General features: G+C 75.7%; 25 protein-coding genes. 8 read left to right on the top strand and 17 right to left on the bottom strand.

What is annotated here, in order from left to right; all coding sequences use genetic code 11:
- Position 1: 1 nt before the first annotated feature.
- Genes HL189_RS01750 through HL189_RS01735 form a run of 4 tightly spaced genes read right to left on the bottom strand, consistent with a single transcriptional unit; the run spans position 2 to position 1572 of the window.
- A complete protein-coding gene (locus HL189_RS01750; RefSeq protein WP_369131976.1) occupies positions 2-592 on the bottom strand; it encodes a nitrile hydratase subunit alpha in 591 nt (196 codons plus the stop codon).
- Complete coding sequence (locus HL189_RS01745) at positions 592-876, bottom strand: SH3-like domain-containing protein (protein ID WP_369131975.1); 285 nt, start codon at positions 874-876, stop codon at positions 592-594. Before HL189_RS01745 ends, HL189_RS01750 begins: the two co-directional genes overlap by 1 nt.
- Complete coding sequence (locus HL189_RS01740) at positions 860-1150, bottom strand: SH3-like domain-containing protein (RefSeq protein WP_222265838.1); 291 nt, start codon at positions 1148-1150, stop codon at positions 860-862. The genes HL189_RS01745 and HL189_RS01740 overlap by 17 nt, the downstream gene beginning before the upstream one ends.
- Positions 1151-1152: 2 nt before the next feature.
- Positions 1153-1572: a DUF350 domain-containing protein gene (locus HL189_RS01735; RefSeq protein WP_369131974.1), complete on the bottom strand. Its 420-nt coding sequence runs from the start codon at positions 1570-1572 to the stop codon at positions 1153-1155.
- Positions 1573-1976: 404 nt separating this feature from the next.
- On the opposite strand from HL189_RS01735, the gene HL189_RS01730 reads away from it, so the two are divergent.
- Entirely contained in the window at positions 1977-3089 is a 1113-nt protein-coding gene (locus HL189_RS01730; protein ID WP_369131973.1) for a spore photoproduct lyase family protein, read from the top strand.
- Entirely contained in the window at positions 3089-4150 is a 1062-nt protein-coding gene (locus HL189_RS01725; RefSeq protein ID WP_369131972.1) for an MsnO8 family LLM class oxidoreductase, read from the top strand. The genes HL189_RS01730 and HL189_RS01725 overlap by 1 nt, the downstream gene beginning before the upstream one ends.
- Here HL189_RS01725 and HL189_RS01720 read toward each other — a convergent pair.
- Positions 4099-5067, bottom strand: coding sequence for an App1 family protein (locus HL189_RS01720; RefSeq protein WP_369131971.1), 969 nt, complete (start codon positions 5065-5067; stop codon positions 4099-4101). The two genes, HL189_RS01725 and HL189_RS01720, sit on opposite strands and share 52 nt — an antisense overlap.
- Before the next feature lie 186 nt (positions 5068-5253).
- Here HL189_RS01720 and HL189_RS01715 point away from each other — a divergent pair, with 186 nt between their 5' ends.
- The gene (locus tag HL189_RS01715; RefSeq protein ID WP_369131970.1) at positions 5254-6504 is read left to right on the top strand and encodes a vanadium-dependent haloperoxidase; all 1251 of its coding nucleotides are present in this window, start codon (positions 5254-5256) and stop codon (positions 6502-6504) included.
- 31 nt (positions 6505-6535) lie between these two features.
- Positions 6536-8029: a phytoene desaturase family protein gene (locus HL189_RS01710; RefSeq protein WP_369131969.1), complete on the top strand. Its 1494-nt coding sequence runs from the start codon at positions 6536-6538 to the stop codon at positions 8027-8029.
- An 81-nt stretch (positions 8030-8110) separates the two neighbouring features.
- Here the strand turns inward: HL189_RS01710 and HL189_RS01705 are convergent, their stop codons facing one another.
- The 6 genes from HL189_RS01705 to HL189_RS01680 all read right to left on the bottom strand — a co-directional run bounded on the left by HL189_RS01705 (position 8111) and on the right by HL189_RS01680 (position 12752).
- The gene (locus HL189_RS01705) at positions 8111-8929 is read right to left on the bottom strand and encodes an ABC transporter permease (protein WP_369131968.1); all 819 of its coding nucleotides are present in this window, start codon (positions 8927-8929) and stop codon (positions 8111-8113) included.
- The gene (locus HL189_RS01700; RefSeq protein WP_369131967.1) at positions 8926-9852 is read right to left on the bottom strand and encodes an ABC transporter ATP-binding protein; all 927 of its coding nucleotides are present in this window, start codon (positions 9850-9852) and stop codon (positions 8926-8928) included. Before HL189_RS01700 ends, HL189_RS01705 begins: the two co-directional genes overlap by 4 nt.
- A gap of 144 nt (positions 9853-9996) precedes the next feature.
- Positions 9997-11466 (bottom strand): hypothetical protein, encoded by a 1470-nt coding sequence (locus HL189_RS01695; RefSeq protein ID WP_369131966.1) that lies wholly within the window; start codon positions 11464-11466, stop codon positions 9997-9999.
- A gap of 69 nt (positions 11467-11535) precedes the next feature.
- Positions 11536-11727 (bottom strand): antitoxin, encoded by a 192-nt coding sequence (locus HL189_RS01690; RefSeq protein WP_369131965.1) that lies wholly within the window; start codon positions 11725-11727, stop codon positions 11536-11538.
- A 183-nt stretch (positions 11728-11910) separates the two neighbouring features.
- Positions 11911-12078 (bottom strand): DUF3117 domain-containing protein, encoded by a 168-nt coding sequence (locus tag HL189_RS01685; RefSeq protein WP_081807929.1) that lies wholly within the window; start codon positions 12076-12078, stop codon positions 11911-11913.
- A gap of 125 nt (positions 12079-12203) precedes the next feature.
- On the bottom strand, positions 12204-12752 hold the full coding sequence (locus HL189_RS01680) for a DNA-3-methyladenine glycosylase I (protein ID WP_369131964.1): 549 nt from the start codon (positions 12750-12752) through the stop codon (positions 12204-12206).
- A gap of 91 nt (positions 12753-12843) precedes the next feature.
- Between HL189_RS01680 and HL189_RS01675 the strand changes: the two genes are divergently transcribed.
- Positions 12844-14352, top strand: a complete 1509-nt coding sequence (locus HL189_RS01675) for an ArnT family glycosyltransferase (protein WP_369131963.1) — start codon at positions 12844-12846, stop codon at positions 14350-14352.
- 1 nt (position 14353) lies between these two features.
- Here HL189_RS01675 and HL189_RS01670 read toward each other — a convergent pair whose 3' ends face one another.
- Positions 14354-16621 (bottom strand): putative bifunctional diguanylate cyclase/phosphodiesterase, encoded by a 2268-nt coding sequence (locus tag HL189_RS01670; protein WP_369131962.1) that lies wholly within the window; start codon positions 16619-16621, stop codon positions 14354-14356.
- Between the two features lie 76 nt (positions 16622-16697).
- Positions 16698-17603 carry a DMT family transporter gene (locus tag HL189_RS01665; protein WP_369131961.1) on the bottom strand — a complete coding sequence of 302 codons (906 nt, stop codon included), beginning with the start codon at positions 17601-17603 and terminating at the stop codon, positions 16698-16700.
- Between the two features lie 154 nt (positions 17604-17757).
- Here HL189_RS01665 and HL189_RS01660 point away from each other — a divergent pair, with 154 nt between their 5' ends.
- Positions 17758-18210 (top strand): DUF2243 domain-containing protein, encoded by a 453-nt coding sequence (locus HL189_RS01660; RefSeq protein WP_369131960.1) that lies wholly within the window; start codon positions 17758-17760, stop codon positions 18208-18210.
- On the top strand, positions 18207-18941 hold the full coding sequence (locus tag HL189_RS01655; RefSeq protein ID WP_369131959.1) for a cytochrome c oxidase assembly protein: 735 nt from the start codon (positions 18207-18209) through the stop codon (positions 18939-18941). The genes HL189_RS01660 and HL189_RS01655 overlap by 4 nt, the downstream gene beginning before the upstream one ends.
- Position 18942: 1 nt before the next feature.
- Here the strand turns inward: HL189_RS01655 and HL189_RS01650 are convergent, their stop codons facing one another.
- Genes HL189_RS01650 through dapE form a run of 4 tightly spaced genes read right to left on the bottom strand, consistent with a single transcriptional unit; the run spans position 18943 to position 21784 of the window.
- Positions 18943-19407, bottom strand: coding sequence for an SRPBCC family protein (locus HL189_RS01650; RefSeq protein WP_369131958.1), 465 nt, complete (start codon positions 19405-19407; stop codon positions 18943-18945).
- A complete protein-coding gene (locus HL189_RS01645; RefSeq protein WP_369131957.1) occupies positions 19400-19798 on the bottom strand; it encodes a DivIVA domain-containing protein in 399 nt (132 codons plus the stop codon). The genes HL189_RS01650 and HL189_RS01645 overlap by 8 nt, the downstream gene beginning before the upstream one ends.
- A gap of 1 nt (position 19799) precedes the next feature.
- Positions 19800-20657, bottom strand: a complete 858-nt coding sequence (locus tag HL189_RS01640; RefSeq protein WP_369131956.1) for a TIGR00730 family Rossman fold protein — start codon at positions 20655-20657, stop codon at positions 19800-19802.
- Positions 20654-21784, bottom strand: coding sequence for a succinyl-diaminopimelate desuccinylase (gene dapE / locus HL189_RS01635; protein WP_369131955.1), 1131 nt, complete (start codon positions 21782-21784; stop codon positions 20654-20656). The genes HL189_RS01640 and dapE overlap by 4 nt, the downstream gene beginning before the upstream one ends.
- 101 nt (positions 21785-21885) lie before the next feature.
- Here dapE and dapD point away from each other — a divergent pair, with 101 nt between their 5' ends.
- Positions 21886-22869 carry a 2,3,4,5-tetrahydropyridine-2,6-dicarboxylate N-succinyltransferase gene (gene dapD, locus HL189_RS01630; RefSeq protein ID WP_369131954.1) on the top strand — a complete coding sequence of 328 codons (984 nt, stop codon included), beginning with the start codon at positions 21886-21888 and terminating at the stop codon, positions 22867-22869.
- Positions 22870-22880: the final 11 nt, after the last annotated feature.

Genomic DNA, 22880 nt, shown 5'->3' with positions numbered 1-22880 from the left:
CCTAGACGGCGGCGGTGCCGATCAGGCCCTTGCGGGTGACCAGCGCGGCGAGCTCCGCCTCGGGCAGCCCGTCGGTGCCGGCGGGACGGCGCGGCACCACCATGTACCGCGACTCCGCGCTGGCGTCCCAGACCGAGATGCGGGTGGCCGCGGGGAGCTCCAGGCCGAACTCGGCCAGCACCCCGCGCGGGTCCCGGACCACCCGGGAGCGGTAGGCCTCGCTCTTGTACCAGCCGGGCGAGGGCCCGAGCAGCGCGATCGGGTAGCACGAGCACAGCGTGCAGACCACGACGTTGTGCTCGTCGGCGGTGTTGGCCACCGCCTTCAGCCGCTGCTCCTGCAGCCCGCCGGCCATCGACAGCCCGACCTCGCGGATCGCCTCGTTGGCGTCGGCCAGCAGCCGCTCGGCGAACCCGGGGTCGGTCCAGGCGCGGGCGACGATCCGCGCGCCGTTGGCCGGGGTGCCGCCGGCGAGGAACTCGTCGATCCGGGTGTCGATCTCCCCGGCGTCGAGCAGGCCGCGGGACTCCAGCAACGCCTCGACGTGCCGCACCTCCGCGGAGATCAGGGAACTCGCGTGGTCGCCACTCATCAGCTCTCCTCCACCGGGCTCAGGTAGTCCTCCCACAGCTCCACGGTGACCGTGTGGTCCCCGGAGCCGAACAGGTCCGCGGCGGCGAACCGCACGTGCCAGACGACGTGCGGCTCGGTCTCCCGACCGCGGGCCCGGTCGTCGGCCAGCGGGTGCTGCCCGGCCCGCTCGACCAGCACGCCGACCGCCCCGCGGGCGTACCGCGGCAGCCGGGTGTGCCCGGCCGGGTCGGCGGTGCGGGTGCGCACCCGCATCCCGGGCGCGAGCTCAGTCGTGCGGGACATGGAGCTCGTCCGGCGTCGCGACGCCCTTCTCCGCGAGCAGGGTCCTGATCGCGGCGAACCACCGCTCGTAGTAGGAGGCGGCCAGGTACTCCTGCACCGGCAGCCGCTCCTGGGCGTCGCGGAACTCGTCGAGGTTGTAGACGCCGCGCTTGATCAGCGCCCCGTTGAGCGCGAAGACGTGCGCCTCCCAGTCGGCGTGGAACGGCGGCTCGTCGGGCTCCTCGATGATCGCCGGGAACCCGGACATCCCGCCGACGTCGTTGATCCGGCTCATCGTCAGGGCCAGATCGAGGCGACGATGATGGCCGACACCGCGAGGGTGGCCGCCGCGTGCACCAGGCTCCCGGGGTGGAACGGCACCTGCATGAGTGCCGCGCCGAGCTTCCCGGGCGTCAGCAGGTCGAGGACGACGAAGGCGGCGACCTGCAGCGCGACGCCGATGAGCCCGAAGACCACCGTCCAGCCCAGCGCCGTGCCGAACCCGCTGGTCGCGTTGGTCCAGATGGTCGTGAAGGCGATCGCGCCCTGACCGAGGAAGCCGGCCGCGAGGGCGATCGCGGCGTTGACCGACCGTTCCTCGTAGATGTGCCGGGCCAGGTGGCCCGGCGTCAGGAGGTCGAGCGCGACGGCGCCCACCACGAGGAGCAGGATGCCGACGCCGGTGTAGGCGACGGCGTATCCGATGCTGGCCAGCACAGGGGACCTCCGGGGTCGGGACGGCGGAGCGCTGCGAGCCTAGGGGCACCGCCCGCCCGGGCGGCTCAGGCCTGCCGCGCCGGCCTCCCCGCACCTGCGACCGACAGGTGTGCCATTCCGGGGCCGGACAGCCGGGACGCCACGTGCCCCCGGCCGGTGACGTGCAGGAGCAGGTCGGCGGTGGTGCCCGTGACGGCGGGACCGGAACCGGCCCGCCGCGGCCGCGGCAGCTCCGGTCGTCGCCGCCGTCGAGGCCGAGTGGACCGCCCACCTGGGGGCCGCCGCGATGGCCGACCTGCGCGCGATCCCCACCCGGCTGCGCGAGGTGACCGGACCCCTGGTCGTGAGTGCCGCGGCACGCCCAGAGGTGGAACACCGCAGGTCGGTGCGGTGCTGCACTCGGTGTGACCGACGCGCTCACGCTCTTCGACGACCTCCTCCCCGCCGAGACCCCGGTCGACAGCCGGCTCCTGCAGGTCCGCACCGTCTACGCCGAGCCCGCGGCCGCCGCATCACCGCGCGGCCGCCAGGTGCTCGCCCGCTTCCCCGGCGCCGAGGTGGTCGAGGTGCCCTCGCACTGGCAGATCCCGGACCTGCACGGCAACGAGGGCAACGTCGAGCGCTGGGTGCGGGTCAAGACCGAGACGCTGGTGCTCGGGGTGAAGAAGTCGGTGTCGGTGCGGCCCAACGGCCGGTCGGCGGACTTCATCGCGCCGTCGACGGCGAACGGCTGCGCGATGGCGTGCGCGTACTGCTACGTCCCGCGGCGCAAGGGCTACGCGAACCCGATCACGGTGTTCACCAACATCGACCAGATCACCGGGTCGCTGCGCCGGCACGTCGCCCGCCAGGGCGTCAAGCCCGAGCCGAACGAGTGCGACCCGGTCAGCTGGGTCTACGACCTCGGCGAGAACAGCGACTGCTCGGTCGACGCGCTGGTCAGCGACAACGTCGCCGACCTGGTCGCCACCTTCCGCGAGCTGCCGACCGCCAAGGCGTCCTTCGCGACCAAGTACGTGAACCGGCAGCTGCTCGACCTCGATCCGCAGGGCCGCACCCGGGTCCGGTTCTCGGTGATGCCCGAGGCCGACGCGCACCTGCTCGACGTGCGCACCAGCCGGGTGTCCGAGCGGATCGCCGCCGTCGACGACTTCGTCGCCGCCGGGTACGAGGTGCACCTCAACTTCTCCCCCGTCGTGCTCCGCGACGGCTGGGAGGCCGACTGGACGGCGCTGCTCCAGCAGCTGGACGACGAGCTCGGCGACGCCGCCAAGGCCCAGGCGGCCACCGAGATCATCATGCTGACCCACAACGAGCAGCTGCACGAGGTCAACCTCGGCTGGCACCCGCAGGCCGAGGACGTGCTGTGGCGGCCGGAGCTGCAGCAGCCCAAGCGCAGCCAGAACGGCCAGCTCAACGTCCGCTACCGCAACCACGTCAAGCGGGCCGGGGTGGACCGGCTGCAGCAGCTCATCCGGGAGCACGCCCCGTGGCTGCGGGTCCGGTACGCGTTCTGATGGTGGCCACCGCGCAGGCAGTGACGGGGGGCGGGGTGGGCCTCTCCCTGCTCGACCGCTCGCGCACCCGCGCCGGCGAGCCGGACGCCGACGCGCTGACCGGCACCGTCGAGCGGGCCGTGCGCGCCGAGCGGCTGGGCTACGACCGCTTCTTCGTCGCCGAGCACCACGGCGTCCCCGGGGTCGCCGGCGCCAGCCCCGCGGTGCTGCTGGCGGCCATCGCCGGCCGGACGACGTCCATCCGGCTCGGCTCGGCCGGGGTGATGCTGCCGCACCACCAGCCCCTCGTGGTCGCCGAGCAGTTCGCGATGCTGTCCGCCTTCGCGCCCGGCCGGGTCGACCTCGGCCTGGGCCGCTCCCCCGGCTTCACCGCGCCGGTGCGTCGGGCGCTGCGGGAGCACGAGACCGACTTCGCCGCCGACCTCGCCGAGCTGCGCGCGTACCTGGCCGGGACGGCGGAGATCACCGCCCGTCCCCGTCCCGCCGCACCCGTGCCGATGACCGTCCTGGCCACCCGCCGCGGCCTGGCGGTGGCCGCCGCGCTGGGCCTGCCGGTGATCGTGGGAGGGCCGCTGCTCGGCGTCGGCGGCGACCCCGCGCCGGGGCTGGCCGCGCTGGCCCGCTACCGGGACGAGTACCGCCCCTCGGCGGAGCACCCGGAGCCCGCCGTCGCCGTCAGCCTGGACGTGCTGGTCGCGGGCACCGCCGCCCGGGCCCAGGAGCTGCTGCTGCCCGAGGCGTGGGCGATGGCCCAGGCGCGCACGACCGGGACCTTCCCGCCGCTGGAGCCGCTCGACGCGGTCCGGGCCCACCCCAGGACCCAGACCCAGGAGCGGTACGTCGCGGAGACCACGGCCGCCGCCATCGCCGGTACCCCGGCCGAGGTCGCCGACCGGCTCGGCGACCTGCTGGACCGCACCGGTGCAGGCGAGCTGGTGGCCTCCAGCAGCACCTTCGACCGCCGCGCGCTGGCCGAGTCGGACGCGGCGCTGGCGGAGCTGTTCGGGCGTCAGTCCGTGGCCGGCAGCGCCGCGGCCAGCTCGGCGCCGTCCGGGGCGTAGACCACCGGGACGTCCCCGAACCGCTCGACCCGGATGCCGCTGCTGGACACGTCCCGCAGCAGCACCGCCCGCACCCGGTCCGGCCGGGCACGGGCGAACTCCTCGTACAGCGCCGGATCGTGCTCGCCGGTGTCGCCCACCAGCGTCCAGCGCACACCCGGCAGGTCCGTCGCGAGACGCTGCAGCGTGCCCCGCTTGTGCGCCCGCCCGTCGCGGAACCAGCGGTCCGACGTCGGCCCCCAGTCGGTGAGCAGCAGCGCCCCGGCGGGGAACCCGGCGCGCTCCAGGAACCGGGTGAGCGGCCCGGCGAGGTTCCACGGGCCGTTGCTCACGTAGACCACCGGCACGTGCGGGGCGCCCCCGATGAGCACCCGGAGCAGCTCGGCCATCCCGGGCACCGCCTGCCGATCGTCCATCGGCTGCACGAACGTCCGCCAGGCGGCGCGCAGCGGCGTGGTGATGCCGGTGACCAGCACCGTGTCGTCGATGTCGCAGACCACTCCCCGGGCGGCGTCCGGGGAGGCGAGGTGCACCGGCGCCGAGGACGACCGGTCGCCGGCGGTCACGGTCACCGGGACGGCGCCCACGTCCGGCACCTGGACGTCGAGGGTGACGTCGAGCAGGCCGTCGTCGTCGCTGCGGACCCGGTGCTGCTGCCCGGCGATCTCGACCGTCACCTCCTCGTGGGGGCTCTCCAGGGTCAGGAAGCGCTGCCACCCGGGCACCGCGCGGCGCTCCTCCGGGTGCAGGACGCTCGGCGCGAGCAACACCCGGGCGAGCACCCGGACCCGGCCGCCGCTGCCGTAACCGGGGTTGACCAGCACGGTCGGCGTCCACCCCGCGCGCCGGGCGATCCGGGACAGCTGGTCGCGGAGCGCGACGTCCGCTCGGCGGGCGAGCCGGTGCCAGGAGACCATCCGGGCAGCCTGCCAGCCGGCGTGCCGGCGCGCTGCCCCTGACGGCGCGAGGGGATGCGCGAGGCCCTGTCCGCACGCCGCGCGCCGGACTAGCGTTCGCGGCCACCTCCTCTGCCCCGAGAACGGGGGCCCGGTCCCAGACGTGCCCGCTCGCGACGTCGGACACGGACGGACAGGAGGCAGTCCATGTCCACCACCCCTACCGCCCACCGCCAGGGGATCTGCATTGCCGCCGCGCTGCTGGTGCTCGGGGTGACCCCGACGGCCGCCGCCGGCGAGGCCGAGCAGGCTCGCGGCGACCCCGGGGTGGCGCTCAGCTGGAACGCCATCGCCTGGCGCACCATCGGCGTCGAGGGCCAGAAGCCGCCCCCGGTCGCCCAGTTGTACCTCGGCCTGGTGTCGACGGCCGTGTACGACGCCGTCCGCACGGCCGAGGCGGCCGACGGACCCGCGGCGTCCGACGTGGCGGCGGCGACCGCCGCCCATGACGCGCTCGCGCACTTCTTCCCGGCCTCGCAGACCGCCCTGGACGCCGACTACGACGCCTGGCTCGCCGGCGTCCCGGACGACGAGGCGCGGCAGAACGGCCGGCAGGCCGGCGCTGATGCCGCCGCTGCCCTCATCGCGGACCGCGCCGACGACGGGCGGGAGGCGCCGATCACCCTGCCCCGGCCCGCGGACCCGCCCCCCGGGATGTGGGTGCCGACCGGCACCGGCGAGATGACGGCCCCGTGGCTGGGCTTCACCGAGCCACTGCTGATCGACTCGCCGGAGCAGTTCGCCACGGACGGGCCCGACCCGCTGGACAGCGAGGAGTACGCCGCGGACGTCGCCGAGGTGGCCGCGATGGGGTCGGCGACCAGCACCGCGCGGACGGCCGAGCAGACCGACCTCGCCCTGTTCTGGAGCGACAACCCGATCCGGCAGTACCAGGACGCCATGCGTGAGCGGGCCGTCCGCCACGGCATGGACATCGTCGGCACGGTGCGGATGCTCGCCGCCGCCAACACCGCCGGAGCGGACGCGCTGATCACCTGCTGGCGGGGCAAGTACGACGTCCCGCTCTGGCGTCCGATCACCGCGATCCAGCAGGCGGACCGGGACGGCAACCCCGCGACCACGCCCGACCCGGCGTGGAGCTCGCTGCGCCCCGCCCCGCCCTACCCGGAGTGGCCGAGCGGCCACGCCTGCGTCAGCTCGGCCGTCGCCGAGACGCTCGAGGAGCTCTTCGGCGCCGGGCAGGTCGACATGGAGATCCGCAGCAGCGTCACCGGCACGACCCGCATCTACGACGACGAGCAGGCGTGGCTGGACGACGTCGTGAACGCGCGGGTCTGGCTCGGCATCCACTTCCGGGACGCGGTGGACGACGCCCGGGAGACCGGGCGCGCGGTCGCCGACGCGGTGGCGTGCGAGTTCGGGTCCTCGGACAGCTGAGCACCCGGGACCGGCTGACTACGGTGGGGCCGTGGCCCGGGTCGTCGTCGTCGGTGCCGGGCTCGGCGGCCTGGCCGCCGCCGCCCGGCTGGGCGCCCTCGGGCACGCGGTCACCGTGCTCGAGCAGGCGCCGCAGGTCGGCGGCAAGCTCGGCTGGTACGGCCGCGACGGCCACGGCTTCGACACCGGCCCGAGCCTGGTCACCCTCCCCTCGGTGCTCCGCGACCTGTTCGACGCGACCGGCGCACCCCTGGACGACGTGCTGGACCTGCAGCGGCTCGACCCGGCGGTGGCCTACCGGTTCGCCGACGGGACGTCGCTGGCGGTGCCCGGCCGGCCGGCCGGGGTGCCCGCCGCGCTCGACGCCGCCCTCGGCGAGGGTGCCGGAGCCCAGTGGAGCGCGCTGCTGGAGCGCGCCGCCGCGATGTGGCGGGCCACCGAGGTGCCGTTCCTCCGCTCGCCCCTCGCCGGCCCGGCCACCCTCCTCCGGCTGGCCAGGGACGCCGCCGGCCTGCGGACCGTCGCCCCCGGCCGGACCCTGCGCGGGGTGGGCAGCCAGTACCTGACCGATCCGCGGCTGCGCACGCTGCTCGACCGGTACGCCACCTACTCGGGCTCCGACCCGCGGCGCGCACCGGCGGCCCTGCTGACCGTCCCGTACGTCGAGCAGGCGTTCGGCTCCTGGTACGTGCGCGGCGGGCTGCGGCGGCTGGTCGAGGCGGTCGCCGAGCGGGCCGCCGAACGGGGTGCCGACGTCCTGACCGAGATGCCCGTGCGCGAGGTCCTCGTCGAGGGCGGGCGGGTGACCGGGGTGCGGCTGGGCGACGGCACGCGCGTGCCCGCCGACGTCGTCGTCAGCAACGCCGACGCCGCCGCGCTGTACGGCGACCTGCTGCCTCCGTCGGTGCCCGCCCGGCGTCCGCGAGCGGCCCTCCGCCGGACGACGCCGTCCTCCTCCGGGCTGGTGCTCCTGCTGGCGCTGCGCGGCCGCACCCCCGGTCTGGCGCACCACACGGTGCTGTTCCCCGCCGACTACGACGCCGAGTTCGACGCGCTGTTCGGCCGGGGCGGGCCGAAGCGCCCGGTCGAGGACCCGACCGTGTACGTCAGCGCCCCCGACGACCCGGCCACCCGGCCGGACGAGCACAGCGAGTCGTGGTTCGTGCTGGTCAACGCGCCACGGCACGAACCGGGAACGGGCGTGGACTGGACGGCCCCGGGGCTGGCCGACTCCTGCGCCGATCGGGTGCTCGCGACGATGGCGGCGCGCGGGCTGGACGTGCGCGACCGGGTGCGCTGGCGGGTCGTGCGCACCCCGGCCGACCTCGAGCGCGACACGGCGACCCCGGGCGGCTCGATCTACGGCACCTCCAGCAACGGGACCCGGGCGGCCTTCCTGCGGCCGGGCAACGCCTCCCCGGTGCCGGGGCTCTTCCTGGCCGGCGGCTCGGCGCACCCCGGTGGCGGGCTCCCGCTGGTGACCCTCTCCGCCCAGATCGTGGCCGGTCTGGTCGGCCCGGCCTGAGGGAGGACCCCGCTGCCCCCCACCGCTCGCAGGCTCGCGGCGGGCTCCTGCAGCGGGGCCGGAGGGCAGCGGGGTCGTGCCTCAGGCGTCGCGGCGCCGGAAGACGACGTACGCCGCGATGAGCAGCGCCGCGGTCTCCGCGGCGAAGACCGCGAAGCCGGTCCACGGGCCGAGCAGCAGCGGGTTGAACGACACGGGCGTGGCGATCCCGCTGCCGGCGTTGCCGGGCAGCAGCTTGGCGATCCACTCGCCCCAGGAGCCGGGCAGGAGGAACGCCGTGTTCCCGACGACGAACACCAGCGCGAGCACGATGGACAGCGCCGCCGCGGTGTGCCGGACGAGCAGCCCCACGGCCATCGCGAACAGCCCCAACCCGGCCAGGTACAGCCCGCTGCCGACCATCGCGCGGAGCACGCCGGCCTCGGACAGCGCGATGCCGATGCCCTCGCGGTCGAGGAACCAGTTGCCGCCCAGGTAGCCGGCGAACGCCGTGACGGTCCCGGCGACCAGCAGCGTGCCGGTGAGCACGACCGCCTTGGCCGCGAGCACCGCGCCGCGCCGCGGGCTGGCGGCCAGCGTCGCCCGGATCATGCCGGTGCCGTACTCGGTGGTCACGATGAGCGTGCCCAACGCGATCGCGGTGATCTGGGCGAACATCATGCCCCAGGTGATGAACGAGCCCGGTGACTCGCCGGCGTCACCGCTGGCCAGCCACTCGGCGCTGGTCGCGCAGATCAGCACGGTGAGGCCCGCACCGAGCAGGAAGAGCATCGCGGTGGACCAGAACGTCGAGCGCACCGACCAGAACTTCACCCACTCGGCGCGCACGGTGTCGGCGAGGCCGGGCTGCCGGACGCCGGGCACGTGCCGGTTCGGGTCCAGGGAGACGGTGTCGATCATCGGGTTGCCCCCGCTTCCTGCGGCACGGCCGCGGAGTACTCGACGCTGTCGGCGGTGAGGGTCATGAAGGCGTCCTCCAGCGAGGACCGGACCAGGGTCAGCTCGTGCAGCAGCAGCCCCTGGCCGCCGAGCAGCTCGCCCACGCCGGCCGGGTCCAGGCCCTGGACCCGCAGCTCGTCGCCGGAGACGACGACGTCCAGTCCCCGGCTGAGCAGCAGGGCCTCCCCCTCGGTGGTGCGCGGGGTGCGCACCCGGACGTAGGAGGCGGCGTGCTCGGCGATGAACTCCGGCATCGAGCAGTCGGCCAGCACGCGGCCGCGGCCGATCACGAGCAGGTGGTCGGCCGTGAGGGCCATCTCGGACATGAGGTGGCTGGAGACGAACACCGTGCGGCCCTGCTCGGCGAGCTGCCGGGCGAGGGTGCGCACCCACCGGATGCCCTCGGGGTCCAGTCCGTTGACCGGTTCGTCCAGGACGACGACCGGGGGCTCACCGAGCAGCGCGACGGCGATGCCCAGCCGCTGGCCCATGCCGAGGGAGAACTTGCCGACCCGCTGGTCGGCCACCCCGGTGAGGCCGACCAGGTCGAGCACCTCGTCGACCCGGCGCTCGGGGATGCGGTTGCTCACCGCGAGCCAGCGGAGGTGGTTGCGGGCGGTGCGGCCCGGGTGCAGCGCCCGGGCCTCGAGCAGCGCCCCGACCTCGCGCAGCGGCGCCGGGGCGTCGGTGTAGCGGTGCCCGTTGACCGTCACGCTGCCGGCCGTGGGCCGGTCCAGCCCCAGGATCATCCGCATCGTGGTCGACTTGCCGGCGCCGTTGGGGCCGAGGAAGCCGGTGACCCGTCCCGGCTCGACGGTGAACGTGACGCCGTCGACGGCGACCTTCGGGCCGTAGGTCTTGGTGAGCCCCCGGACGGCGATCATCGGGATCCCCGGCGGCGCTGAGGCGGTGTGGTGTGCATGCCGACGAGCCTGTCGGCGCGCCGTCGCCGCGTACATCGGGGAGCGCCCTGAGCGTTCCCCCAGCCGACCCTGAGCGATCCCCCGACCCCGCGGGGCGGGAGGAGGTCAGCCGCGGGCCGCGCCGAGGCCGAGGACGGCGGCCAACCCGAGTGCGCTGCGCGGCGCGTACGGCGTGCGCCAGAGCCCACCGTGGGCGGCCGCGTGCGCCTCGTCCTGCCACGGGTGGGCGTGCGCCGGCCCGCCGCCGGTGTGCAGGTCGTGCACCAGCAGCGCGGCCATGAGCACGTTGGACGTCGCCGGCTCGAACACCTCCACCCCGAACCGGTGGGCGCCGGCGTACGCCGCGGCGAGCGCCCGGTTCTTGACCACCGAGCGGGTGCGGGTGGGCGGGGCGACGTTGAGCGAGACGGTGGCCCCCGCGGCCCGGGCCACCGACGCCCGCCACCGCTGCAGCCGCTTGGCCAGCGCGTAGTTCGGGCCCTGCTGCGGCACCAGGCTGTCGCTGATCCCCGGGTCCGCGCCGGGCACGTACGCCCGCTGCAGCAGCCGGCCCGCGGACAGCGTCCGCAGCGGGCGGCCGAGGAGCTTCGCCGTCCGCGACCGGTCCGCGTAGGCCGCGACGGACGCCTCCACCGCCTCCCGCGGGACGACGAAGACGTCGGTGGGCGTGGCGAGGAAGGCGAGCGCGGTGTCCGGCCGGGCCCCGGTGACGCGCAGGGTGAGCGCGTCGACCGCCACCGACACCCGCATGTTGGTGGCCCCGTCGGCGTACACGTAGTTGCCCAGCACCGGGTCACCGGGCAGCCCGGTGAGCCAGTCGGCGACCTCCGGGACCTCCGCGATCAGGTCCGCGCCGGCGGTGGCCAGGTCCCCGTCGCCGTCCACCGGGACCAGCAGCGTCCCGGCCCCGCGACGCGCGGTGTCGAGGACGCGCTGCCACAGGGCCGGGGAGGGCAGGTCGACCGCCGCCACCCGGGCGCCCCAGCGCAGGAGGGCGGTCAGCGGACCCATCTCGGCCCCGGCGCCGAGCACCGCCACCGTGCTGCCCGGCAGCGCCAGCCACTCGGGGTGCGCCAGCACGGCGCGGACGGCCGCCGCGCAGCTCGGCTCGACCACGCCGGCGGCGACCCACGCGTCCAGCCGGCGGGACACGTCGTCCCCGCGCAGCCGCTGGCCGCGGTAGGGCAGCGTGAACTCACGTTCCGGCTCGGCCTGCCCGGTGAGCTCGACGGTCGTGAGGACCCGCCGGGCGGGTGCCGTGGCCAGGGTGCCGAGCTCCGCCTCGCCGTCCGGGCCGGCGACCCGCATGCGGGTGTGCAGCGAGTCCAGTCCGGCGCCGGCCACGGCCAGCGCCGCGTCCCGGGCGGGCAGCGCGACCTCGACCGTGCGGCGCAGGTGGGTCAGGTAGCCGGTCCGCCAGTTGGTCTCCTGCTCGGCCGCGCGGGCGCCCGGGGCGTCGACCGGTCGCAGCGCGTCGGCCACGACCGCCCGGCCGACGGCCGCGGTGCTGCGCCGCCCGTCCGGGCCGGCCGGGAAGACGACGCCGCTGGTCTGGTCCGCGCCCGGGTCGGTCACCCGGCCGATCCTGCCCGACGCCCGCGGGGGACGGCGCCGGGAGTGGCGCCGTCCCCGGCGGGCGGCCGGTCAGCTGCCGTCGCCGGGCGTGCCCAGCCGGTCGTCGGCGAGGTCGCGCCCCTTGTCGATCTGGGCGTCGTGCGTGCCGCCGGTCTTCTGGTCGGCGACCTGCCCCGCCTTGTCCAGTGCCTTGTCGCTGGCCTGCTCGCCCTTGTCGCTGCCCAGGAAGTCCTTGGCCTTGTCGCCCAGTCCGCCGGTCATGTGCGTCCCCCTTCGTCCAGGTCGCGCCACGTGGCGCGACACAGAGGCCATGCCCGTCCGACCCGATCGGCAACCGGACGCCGACCCCCGGGAACGACACGGCCCCGGTCGTCGGCGTGCTGCCGACGGCCGGGGCCGTGTCGTGGTCCGCCGGGCTGCCCCAGGGCAGGCCGGCGGCATGGTTCAGCTCGTCGCGCCCTTCAGGGCCTCGGACAGCGCAGTGGCCTCGTCCGGGGACAGCTCGACGACCAGCCGCCCGCCACCCTCGAGCGGTACGCGCATGACCAGGCCGCGGCCCTCCTTGGTGACCTCGAGGGGACCTTCACCCGTGCGCGGCTTCATGGCCGCCATGCGTGCCTCCTTCACCCGCCACCCGCGACCCGAACGACCGCGGTGTGGCACCTGTTGTGCAGAGCTCCGGCACCCATGATCCCGTATCGGACCCTGTTCGACCAACCCGGCCCCCCCGCGTCGCCCTACGGGCGGGCACGGAAACAGGTCGCGACGTGGTCGTCGACCATGCCGGTGGCCTGCATCAACGCGTAGGCGGTGGTCGGCCCGACGAAGGCGAAGCCGCGCTTCTTGAGCTCCCTGGCCATCGCCGTGGACTCCGGGCTGGTGGCCGGGACCTCGGCCAGGGTCCGCGGCCGCGGCCGGCCGCCGGCCGGCGCGAAGGACCAGAGCAGGGCGGACAGACCCTCTTGCAGCTGCTGCGCGGCACGGGCGTTGCGGACGGCGGCGAGCACCTTGGCGCGGTTGCGGACGATCCCCGGGTCGGCGAGCAGGCGCGCGACGTCGTCGTCGGCGAACTCGGCGACCGCGTCGATCCTGAACCCGGCGAACGCGGCCCGGAACGCCGGTCGCTTGCGGAGGATGGTGATCCAGGACAAGCCGGACTGGAACGCCTCCAGGCACAGCCGCTCGAAGAGCGCGTCGTCCCCGTGCAGCGGGGTGCCCCACTCCTCGTCGTGGTAGGTGACGTACTCGGGGGCGCTGGTCGCCCACGCGCATCGGGAGCGGTCCACGGCCGCCGAGGCTAGCGGCCGCCGCCCCGCGCGGGACCCGTCGTCGGCGGGCTCCGTCGTCGGCGGGCTCCGGGCGACTAGGTTGCCCGGCGTGGTGGCTCCGACGTTGCACGACCCGGCGGTCACGCCCGCCCGTCCACCGGTCGCCTGGCGGGGGCTCGCCGTCCTGGCCGCCGGGCTGGCCGCGCTGCTCGTGGCCGCCGCCGGCCGGTACGGGTACCACCGCGACGAGCTGTACTTCCTGCGCGCCGGCCGGGAGCTCGCCTTCGGCTACGTCGACCAGCCGCCGCTGACCCCGCTGCTCGCCCGGCTGATGGACACCCTGGCTCCGGGGTCCCTCGTCGGGCTGCGGCTCCCCTCGGCGCTGGCCGCCGGCGCGGTGGTGCTGCTCGCCGGGCTGCTCGCGCGGGAGTTCGGCGGCGGCCGGGCCGCCCAGCTGCTCGCGGCCGCCTCGACCGCCGGGGCGGCCGTGCTGCTGGCCGTGGGCCACCTGCTGTCGACGGCGACGTTCGACGTGCTCGCCTGGACGCTGCTGTGCTGGCTGCTGGTCCGGGCACTGCGGAGCGGCGGCCGCAGCTGGCTGCCGGTCGGGCTCGTCGCGGGTGTGGCCCTGCAGAACAAGACCCTCGCCGCCTTCCTGCTCGCCGCGGTGCTCGGTGGGCTGCTGCTCGCCGGGCCGCGGGCCGTGCTGCGGTCGGGATGGCCGTGGGCGGCAGCCGCCGTCGCGCTCCTGCTCTGGGCGCCGAACCTGGTCTGGCAGGCGGTTCACGGGTTCCCGCAGCTGGAGCTCTCGGCGGCGATCGCGGCCGGCGGCTCGGGCACCAGCGAGCCGTGGTTCCTCTTCCTGCCCATGCAGCTGGTGCTGGTCAGCCCTTTCCTGTGGCCGGTGTGGGCCGCCGGGTGGTGGCGCCTGCTGCGCGACCCCGCGCTGCGCCCGTGGCGGTGCCTGCCGGTCGCCTACGCGCTGCTGGCGGCGGTCTTCCTCCTCACCGGGGGCAAGCCGTACTACCTGGCCGGGCTGTACCCGGTGCTGCTGGCCGCGGGCGCGGACCCGGCGCTGGCCTGGTCCCGCCGCGGCCGGTCCGGGGTCCGCCGGGTCCTGCTCGCGGCCGCGCCCGCGCTGAGCCTGCTGGTCGGCGGGCTGCTGTTCCTGCCGGTCCTGCCGGTCGACCGGCTCGCCGGCAGCCCGGTCCCCGCGATCAACTACGACGCCGGGGAGACGGTCGGCTGGCCGGCATTCGCGGCCACCGTCGCCGGGGTGCGCGAGGAGCTGCCGGCCGACGCGGAGGTCGTCGTCCTCACCTCCAACTACGGGGAGGCCGGTGCCGTCGACCGGTACCTGCCCGAGCTGTCCCCGGCGTACAGCCGGCACAACGCCTACTGGGACTGGGGCCCGCCGCCGGAGTCGGCGGACACCGTCCTCGTGGTGGGGCTGCCCGAGGCCCAGCTGCGCCGCTGGTTCGGCCGGGTGCAGGAGGCCGCCCGGATCGACAACGGGGTCGGGCTGGACAACGACGAGCAGGGCCGGTCGGTGTGGGTGGCCTCGGACCGGACCGCGCCCTGGTCGCAGATCTGGCCGGAGCTCCGCCGGCTCGGCTGACTCAGGGGATCGAGGGGCGGACCAGGCGGTCGCCCAGCCACGCCTCCAGCTCCGCGGCCGGCAGCGGCGGGCTCAGGTGGTGGCCCTGGACGACGTCGCACCCGAGCTCGGTGAGCGCCCGCAGGGTCTCCGCGTCCTCGACCCCCTCCGCGACCAGCACCAGCCCGAGGGCATGGGACAGCTGCAGGGTCGAGGTCACGATCGCCGCGGTCCGCGGGCTGCCGGTCATCGCCGCGACGAAGGACCGGTCCAGCTTGAGCTCGGTCACCGGCAGCTCGGCGAGGTAGGCCAGGCTGGAGTAGCCGGTGCCGTAGTCGTCGATCGAGATGCCGACCCCCATGCCGCGCAACCCGGTCAGCACGCCCGCCGCCCGGTCCCGGTCGGCCATCAGCAGCCCCTCGGTGACCTCCAGCACCAGGTCGCCCGCCTGCAGGCCGTGCCGGTCGAGCAGGTCCGCGACGGCCAGCGGGAAGCCCTCGTCGACGAGGTCCGAGGGGCTCACGTTCACCGCGACGGGCACCCGCCAGCCGCGGTCCCGCCACACCCGGCACTGGGCGAGGGCCAGGTCGAGGACGGCGGAGGTGAGCGCCTTCATCAGGCCGAAGGACTCGGCCAGGTCGACGAAGGCCCCCGGGAGCAGCAGCCCGCGGGTCGGGTGCTGCCAGCGGACCAGCACCTCCACGCCGACGACGGAGCCGGTCCCGGCCGAGATCTTGGGCTGGTGGTGCAGCACCAGCTGCCCACCGGCGATGCCGTCCCGGAGCTGCTCGACCGTCTCCAGCCGGTGCCGGCCGTCGCCGTCCCGCTGCTGGTCGTAGACGGCGACACCCAGCTTGCGGGACTTCGCCGCGTACATGGCCAGGTCGGCCAGCTGCAGCAGCTCCTCGGTGGAACCGGCCTGCTCCGGGCCGACGGCGATGCCGATGCTCGCGTCGACCGACAGCGTCGTGTCGTGGTGCTGGACGGGCAGCTGCAGCTGGGCCCGCAGCCGGTCGGCGAGAGCGCGGGCGCCCGCGGCGTCCAGGTCGGCCGCGATGACCACGAACTCGTCCCCGCCGAGGCGGGCGAGCAGGTCGGTGGACCGCAGCAGCGGGCCCAGGCGGGGCGCGATCTGGCGCAGCAGCGCGTCCCCGGCCGCGTGCCCGAGCGAGTCGTTGACCTCCTTGAACCGGTCCAGGTCCAGCAGCAGCACCGCGATCTCCGCCTCCTGCCGCAGCCGGGCGTCGGTCCCCGCCTGGGCCTCGTAGACGCGCCGCCGGTTGGCCAGCCCGGTGAGCTCGTCGGTGCGCGCCTGCCGGCGGCTGTCGGCGAGCGCCTGGACCTGGTGGAACGTCCGGGCCGTGCGGGCCAGGGCGGCCAGCACCGCGCCCAGCGCCAACGCACCGGCCACGGCGTCGCGCCGGTCGACGTAGCCGGAGAACAGCAGGCCCAGCGCGGCGACCGCGCACATGTAGGGGACCAGCAGCGCGCCTCCGCCGGGTAGGGGGCGCCTGCCCTCGGGCTCGCCGACGGCGGTCGACAAGGCCAGGAGCGCCGCACCGGCGACCCAGCCCAGGTCCAGCGGACCGCCGTCGACGTAGCCGCCGCGAGCGGTCTCGACGGTGTACACCGCGTCGGCGGCGACGAAGGTCGCCAGACCGCCACCCACGCACCACCACGCCCAGCCGGCGCCGCGACCGACGAGGCTCAGCGCGCCGGCGATGACCACGAGCAGCAGGACGTTGGCCACCGGATAGGTGGCCTCGGCGGACTCCGCGGCGGGTCGGACCGTCGGGCTCAGGGCCAGCGCGACGGCGAAGGCGGCGGCGGTCAGCCCGGTGACCGCGCCGTCCAGCAGGCCGCTGGTGCCCACCCGCCGGAGCCGGGGCCGCAGCATGGCGAACAGCGCGGCGATGCCCAGGGGGTAGAAGACGATCCAGCCGACGTCCCCGAGGCTGGGGAAGACGGCGTCCGCCAGGTGCCGGTCGTGGAGGTAGTACGCCAGGCTGCCGAACAGCTTGGCCGCGAGGCCGGCGGTCAGGCACCACCAGGCGGCCCGGTCGGTGGTCGCCCGGGCCGCCCGGATGGCCAGCAGCGTCACGACGCCGGCGAGGAAGACGTTGTTGAGCCACCCGTCGAGCAGGGGCTGGAACCCCGCCGCGCCGCGCAGCCCGGGCACCAGCGACACCGCGTAGCCGGCGCCGGCGAGCAGGACGCCGCCGCGGAGGGCGCGCAACCAGCCGGGGCCGGCACCGGGCCGGCCCCGGCGGTCGACGGACGGCGGGTGCACCTGAGGTGCATCGGGCCGCCGCGGCGGGTGGTTGAGCCCCCTCACCCGGCGGAGGGACGCCCGGGCACGGCGCGGCTCACGGCACGGCGGCGTCGACGTCGGAGAGCTCGCAGCGCTCGCTCTGCCGGGGGCTGCGCCGGGTGGCCAGCGCGCAGCCGAGCAGGATCAGCGGCAGACCCAGCGCGATGCCCAGGGTGAACGGCTCGTCGAGCAGCAGGACGCCGAGCAGCACCGCGACCGCCGGGTTGACGAACGTGATCACCAGGGCGCGCTGGGGACCGACCTCCCGGATCAGCGCGAAGAACAGCGCCAGCGCCAGCGCCGTGCACACGACGCCGAGGGCCACCACGGACCCCCAGGCGCGGGCGGGGGCCGTGGCGACGTCGCCGAGCTGCGGCACCGCGAAGGGCGCGTACACCAGGCCCGTCACGGTCAGCGCGATGGCGCTCGCGGTCACCCCCGACACGTCGGACAGCGCCCGGCTGACGACCATCGGCGCGGTCGCGTACCCGACCACCACCAGCGCGACGGCACCGATCGCGGTGAGCTGCGCCCCGGCGACGTCCAGCCCGAGCAGCGCGACGATGCCGACCACGCCGACCAGCATCCCGGCCACCCGCACCGGGGAGAGCCGGTCCTCGTCACCGGCCAGCCGCGCGGCCAGCGCCGCCACGAACGGCACCCCGGCCACCAGCAGCCCGGTGAGCGAGGACGACAGCGACTGCTCCGCCCAGGACAGCAGCAGCCAGGGGCCGGTCATCTCCAGCACCGTGAACAGCAGCAGCGCCCGCCAGTGCCGCAGCGCGGGCAGCAGCTGGCCCCGGGCGATCGTCCACGGCAGCAGCAGCACCGCGCCGATCAGGCAGCGCAGGAACACCACGAGGACCGGCGAGAACTCCTCGACGGCCACCTTGATCAGCAGGTACGGGACACCCCAGATCAGCGACATGGCCAGGAACAGCACCCACCCCCGGCGGCTCACCCGGGCACCTCGCACCTCGTCGTCACCCGGCCATTCTGACCGACCCCACCGACGACTCGGCGCAGCGCCGTTGCAGCTGGGGAGGCGACGGGGCGGGGGCCGGTTTCCCCGGGTGCGCCGGTGGGCAGCGAGCCGGGGACCCACCGGAGGCCCCATGACCACCGCACCGCCGGACCGCCGCCTGCTGGTGGCCGGCCTGCTGTTCGGCGCCGGCGCGATGGGCGCGGTCGACGAGATCGTCTTCCACCAGCTGCTGCGCTGGCACCACTTCTACGACCGGTCCAGCGGCGCGGTCGGGTTGGTCTCCGACGGCGTCCTGCACGCCGCGACCTGGTCGGCGACGGTGGCCGGGCTGGCCCTGCTGGCCGACGCCCGCCGGCGCGAGGTGTTCGCGCCCCGCCGCTGGTGGGGCGCGGTGCTGGTCGGGGCCGGCGGCTTCCAGACCTTCGACGGGCTGGTCGACCACAAGGTGCTGCGGGTGCACCAGGTCCGCTACGGCGTCGACCTGACCGGCTACGACATCACCTGGGTGTCCGCCGGCGTGCTCCTGCTGCTGGCCGGCGCGCTGCTGCTGCGGCGGGGCAGGGCGCCGGCGGCCACCCGGTGACCGGCCTGGCCGTCGGCGCCCTGGTGCTGCTGGCGGTCGCGTACCCGGCCGCGACCGCACGCAGCCGCTCCCCCTGGCCCGCCCTGCGGACGGCGAGCTGGCTGGCCGGCCTGGGCTGCGCGGCGGCGGCCCTCACCGGCCCCCTGGCCGACGCCCACGGCGACCTGCGCGCGCACATGGCCGGGCACCTGCTCGCCGGGATGGTCGCGCCGGTGCTCCTCGTGCTGGCCGCTCCGGTGACGCTGACGCTGCGGGTCCTGCCGGTGCCGGCTGCCCGGCGCCTCGCCCGCGGTCTGCGCAGCCGTCCGCTCCGGCTGCTCACCGACCCGTTCGTGGCCACCGCGCTGAACGTCGCCGGGCTGTGGGCCGTCTACGGCACCGGGCTGCTCGGCGCGATGGCGCACCGGCCCGGGGTGCACCTGCTCGTCACCGCGCACGTGCTGCTCACCGGCTGGCTGGCCACCGCCGCGGTCCTCGCCGTCGACCCGGCGCCGCACCGCCGCGGGGTGGTCGCGCGGGCGGTCGCCCTGGCCGCCGGGACGGCGGCGCACGACGTCCTCGCCAAGCGGCTGTACGCCGAGCCACCGGCCGGGACGCTGCACGCCGAGGCCGGGGCGCAGCTGATGTACCACGGCGGCACGGTGGTGCACGTGCTCGTCGCCGCGCTGCTGTGGTGGGGCTGGTACCGCTCGCGGGAGGCCGTCCGGGCCGTGCCGGCCGTCGCCGGCTGAGTCAGCCCCGGTGGTCGCGGGCGAAGGCGGCGAACCGCCGCAGCGACAGCCGCACGCCGGCGGCCATCACCGGCCGCACCAGCGGCCAGCCCAGCCGGCCGAGCACGCCCAGCGGCAGGTCGAGGCTCTCGGTCCAGACGAACGTGGACGCCGCCTCCCCGCGGGGCCGCACCTCGAAGGTGCCCGTGCCGCGCACCACCCGGCCGGTGTGCCGGACGTGCACCACCTCCGGCGGCGTCCACCCGGTGATCAGCATCCTGTCCAGCACGCCCACCCGGCGGCCACCGGGCAGCTTCACCCCGGTCACCGCCGCCAGCCGCCCACCGACGCCCTGGCCCCCGGTCCCGTCGTCGCTGCGCACGTCGGTGAACAGCATCCAGGCGCCCTGCCGGTCCCAGTCGACCAGCGCCGCCCACACCCGCTCCGGCGGTGCGTCCACCTCGACCTGCTCCACGAGCTCAGGCACCGTGCCCCTCCCCTTCCGTGCCGCGGTCGACCGCGCCGGCCGGCGCGGTCGACCCCGGGTCGGTGTCCTGGTCCACGTCGACGACCGGCGCCGGACGGCGGGCGAGCTCGCCCCGCAGCGCAGCGATCTCGGCGTCCCGCTCGTCGAGCACCGCGGCGAACTGGTCCAGCAGCCAGTCGACCTCGGTCATCCGGTACCCACGGGCGGTGACCGAGATGCGCAGCGCGCGGATGTCGTCCCCGACCACCGGCCGGTCCTCGGGCAGCTCGACCGGCGACCGGTCGGCCTCGGCCGGCGGCTGCGTCTCGCCCCGCCCCAGCAGCAGCGACGCGCCGAGGAACAGCAGGCTCCCGACGAGCAGCAGGCCGATGACGAAGACGACGGCCGACACGTCAGTCGTCGACCGTGGCGGACGGGACCGACTCGTCGGCGGCAGGGAGGTGCTGGGCGGGCCGCAGACGCATGCCGCCGGGCTCGGCGACGCGGGCGGACTCCGCCTGCTGGACGAGCGCGACGACCTCGGCGACGTCGTCGGTGACGTGCAGCAGGTCGAGGTCCGCCTCGCTGACCGTGCCGTGGACGAGCATCGTCTGCCGGACCCAGTCGACCAGCCCGGACCAGTAGGCGGAGCCGACCAGGATCACCGGGAAGCGGGTGACCTTTCTCGTCTGCACGAGGGTCAGCGCCTCGAACAGCTCGTCGAGGGTGCCGAAGCCACCGGGGAGGATCACGAAGGCCTGCGCGTACTTGACGAACATCGTCTTGCGCACGAAGAAGTAGCGGAAGCTGATGCCGACGTCGACCCACTCGTTGAGCTCCTGCTCGAACGGCAGCTCGATGCCCAGCCCGACCGACATGCCGCCGGCGTCGCAGGCGCCCTTGTTGGCCGCCTCCATCGCCCCCGGGCCGCCGCCGGTGATCACCGCGTAGCCGGCGTCGGCCAGCGCCGCGCCGATCTCCACGCCGGTCTTGTAGTGCTCGGAGTCCCGGGGCGTGCGGGCGCTGCCGAACACGCTGACCGCGCGCGGCATCTCGGCGAGCAGCCCGAAGCCCTCGACGAACTCGCTCTGGATCCGCAGCACCCGCCACGGGTCGGTGTGCACCCAGTCGGTGGGGCCGCGGCGGTCGAGCAGCCGCTGGTCGGTCGTCGTCCCGCGCTCCTGCGGGTCGGGCTCGCCGCCGCGCAGGGTCACCGGCCCGCGGTGCCGGGTGGGGCGCGGCCGCCGGCCGGCGCCGTTGGTGGAGGTCATTCGTCGCTCCCGCTCAGGTAGGCGATCAGGGCGTCCTCGGCCGGCTGGAGCCGGTCGATGCGGACGTGTTCGTCGGTCTTGTGCGCCAGGTTCGGGTCGCCGGGGCCGTAGTTGAGGGCCGGGATGCCGAAGGCGGCGAACCGGGCGACGTCGGTCCAGCCGAGCTTGGCGCGGGCGGGTTGGCCGGTGGCGGCGACGAACGCGGCCGCGGCCGGCTCGGAGAGGCCGGGCAGCGCGCCGCCGGAGGAGTCGGTGACCTCCAGGCCGACCCCGGCGGCCAGCGCGTCGGCGAAGACCTCGCGGACGTGCGCCTCGGCCTGGTCCTCGTCCCGGTCGGGGGCGTAGCGGAAGTTGACCGTCACCCGGCACTCGTCGGGGACGACGTTGCCCGCCACCCCGCCCTCGATGCGCACCGCGTTGAGGCCCTCGCGGTACAGCAGCCCGTCGATCTCCACCTGCCGCGCCGGGTAGCCGGCGAGCGTGCCGAGGATGCCCGCGGCGCCGTGGACGGCGTTGACGCCCAGCCACGAGCGGGCGCTGTGGGCGCGCTTCCCCGGGACGGTGAGCACCACGCGCAGCGTGCCCTGGCACCCGCCCTCGACCACGCCGTCCGTCGGCTCGAGGAGGATCGCCAGGTCGCCGTAGAGCCAGCCGCGCCGTTCCCGGGCCACCCGGCCCAGGCCGTTGCGGACCGCCTCCACCTCCTCGTTGTCGTAGAAGACGAAGGTGAGGTCGCGGGCCGGCTGCGCGCCGGCGACGCCGAACCGGGCGGCGAGCCGCAGCATCACCGCGTCCCCGGCCTTCATGTCGCTGGTGCCGCAGCCGTAGAGCCGGTCCTCGCCGTCGACGGTGTCGATCCGGCTGGGCAGGTTGTCGGCGATCGGCACGGTGTCGAGGTGGCCGGCGAGCACGATCCGGGTCGGCAGGTCGAGGTTCGTGCGGGCGAGCACGGTGTCGCCGACCCGTTCCACCTCCAGGCCGCCCAGCTGCCGCAGCGCCGCCTCCACCGCGTCGGCCAGCGGGCCCTCGCTGCCCGACACCGAGGGTGCGTCGACCAGCGCCCGGGTCAGGGTGAGGACGTCAGCGGTCAGGTCCAGCTCGGGAGCCGGCTCGGCGGGGGCGCTCACACCTGCCGAGGGTATGTGCCGGGCCGCCGGCGCACCGGTGCGCCACCCAGGGCCTCACACGATCGCGGGGGGCGACGGACGGCTGGGTAGCCTCGACGTCCGTGACCACCGCAGCAGAGACGACCGGCGCCAACGGCGTCGGCCTGGCCACCGTGACCGCCGACGGCACCGTGCTGGACACCTGGTTCCCCCGGCCGTCGCTCACCTCCGCCGACCAGGGGGAGAGCGGGACCCAGCAGCTCGGCGTGCTCGAGCTCGGGGGGCTCCTCGGGCCGGACCACTCCGGGCTGGTGCGCACCGACGACGCCCGCGGGGTGCAGGTCATCGGCGTCGCCACCACCATCGCCGACCTGTCCCAGCCGCCGGTCGACACCTACGACGTCTGGCTGCGGCTGCACCTGCTCTCGCACCGGCTGGTCCGCCCGCACGGCGTGGACCTGGACGGCGTCTTCGGCCTGCTGGCCAACGTCGCCTGGACCAGCGCGGGACCGGTCCTCGCGACGGAGCTGGACGCCGTCCGCGGTCGGCTGCGGGCCGCGACCGGGCACCTCACCGTCTTCGGGGTGGACAAGTTCCCGCGGATGGTCGACTACGTCGTCCCCCCGGGGGTGCGGATCGCCGACGCCGACCGGGTGCGGCTGGGCGCCCACCTGGCCGAGGGCACCACCGTCATGCACGAGGGCTTCGTCAACTTCAACGCCGGCACCCTGGGCCCGTCGATGGTGGAGGGCCGGATCAGCGCGGGCGTCGTCGTCGGCGCGGACTCCGACATCGGCGGCGGCGCGTCGATCATGGGCACCCTGTCCGGCGGCGGCAAGCAGGTCATCTCGATCGGGAGCGGCTGCCTGCTCGGCGCCAACGCCGGCATCGGGATCTCCCTCGGCGACCGGTGCGTGGTCGAGGCGGGGTGCTACGTGACCGCCGGCTCGAAGGTCACGCTGCCGGACGGCTCGCTGGTGAAGGCGGCGGAGCTCTCCGGCCGCGACGGGCTGCTGTTCCGCCGCAACTCGGTGAGCGGCGCCCTGGAGGCGGTGCCCCGGGACGGCGACTGGGGCGCCCTGAACGCCGCCCTCCACGCGAACTAGCGGGCTTTTTC

This window comes from Modestobacter sp. I12A-02662, assembly GCF_041028325.1.
In the GTDB taxonomy this organism is placed as follows: Bacteria; Actinomycetota; Actinomycetes; order Mycobacteriales; family Geodermatophilaceae; genus Modestobacter.
The sequence above is the reverse complement of the archived record's forward strand: the minus strand, read 5'-3'. Positions and strand labels throughout refer to the sequence as shown.

Bases quoted from the DNA above. Each gene is read 5' to 3' on its own strand.
- HL189_RS01715 (WP_369131970.1), top strand. From the start codon at position 5,254: ATGTCCACCACCCCTACCGCCCACCGCCAGGGGATCTGCATTGCCGCC.
- HL189_RS01740 (WP_222265838.1), bottom strand. From the start codon at position 1,150: ATGAGCCGGATCAACGACGTCGGCGGGATGTCCGGGTTCCCGGCGATC.
- HL189_RS01640 (WP_369131956.1), bottom strand. From the start codon at position 20,657: ATGACCTCCACCAACGGCGCCGGCCGGCGGCCGCGCCCCACCCGGCAC.
- HL189_RS01720 (WP_369131971.1), bottom strand. From the start codon at position 5,067: ATGGTCTCCTGGCACCGGCTCGCCCGCCGAGCGGACGTCGCGCTCCGC.
- HL189_RS01750 (WP_369131976.1), bottom strand. From the start codon at position 592: ATGAGTGGCGACCACGCGAGTTCCCTGATCTCCGCGGAGGTGCGGCAC.
- HL189_RS01660 (WP_369131960.1), top strand. From the start codon at position 17,758: ATGACCACCGCACCGCCGGACCGCCGCCTGCTGGTGGCCGGCCTGCTG.
- HL189_RS01685 (WP_081807929.1), bottom strand. From the start codon at position 12,078: ATGGCGGCCATGAAGCCGCGCACGGGTGAAGGTCCCCTCGAGGTCACC.
- HL189_RS01705 (WP_369131968.1), bottom strand. From the start codon at position 8,929: ATGATCGACACCGTCTCCCTGGACCCGAACCGGCACGTGCCCGGCGTC.
- HL189_RS01725 (WP_369131972.1), top strand. From the start codon at position 3,089: ATGGTGGCCACCGCGCAGGCAGTGACGGGGGGCGGGGTGGGCCTCTCC.
- HL189_RS01700 (WP_369131967.1), bottom strand. From the start codon at position 9,852: ATGATCGCCGTCCGGGGGCTCACCAAGACCTACGGCCCGAAGGTCGCC.
- HL189_RS01745 (WP_369131975.1), bottom strand. From the start codon at position 876: ATGTCCCGCACGACTGAGCTCGCGCCCGGGATGCGGGTGCGCACCCGC.
- HL189_RS01690 (WP_369131965.1), bottom strand. From the start codon at position 11,727: ATGACCGGCGGACTGGGCGACAAGGCCAAGGACTTCCTGGGCAGCGAC.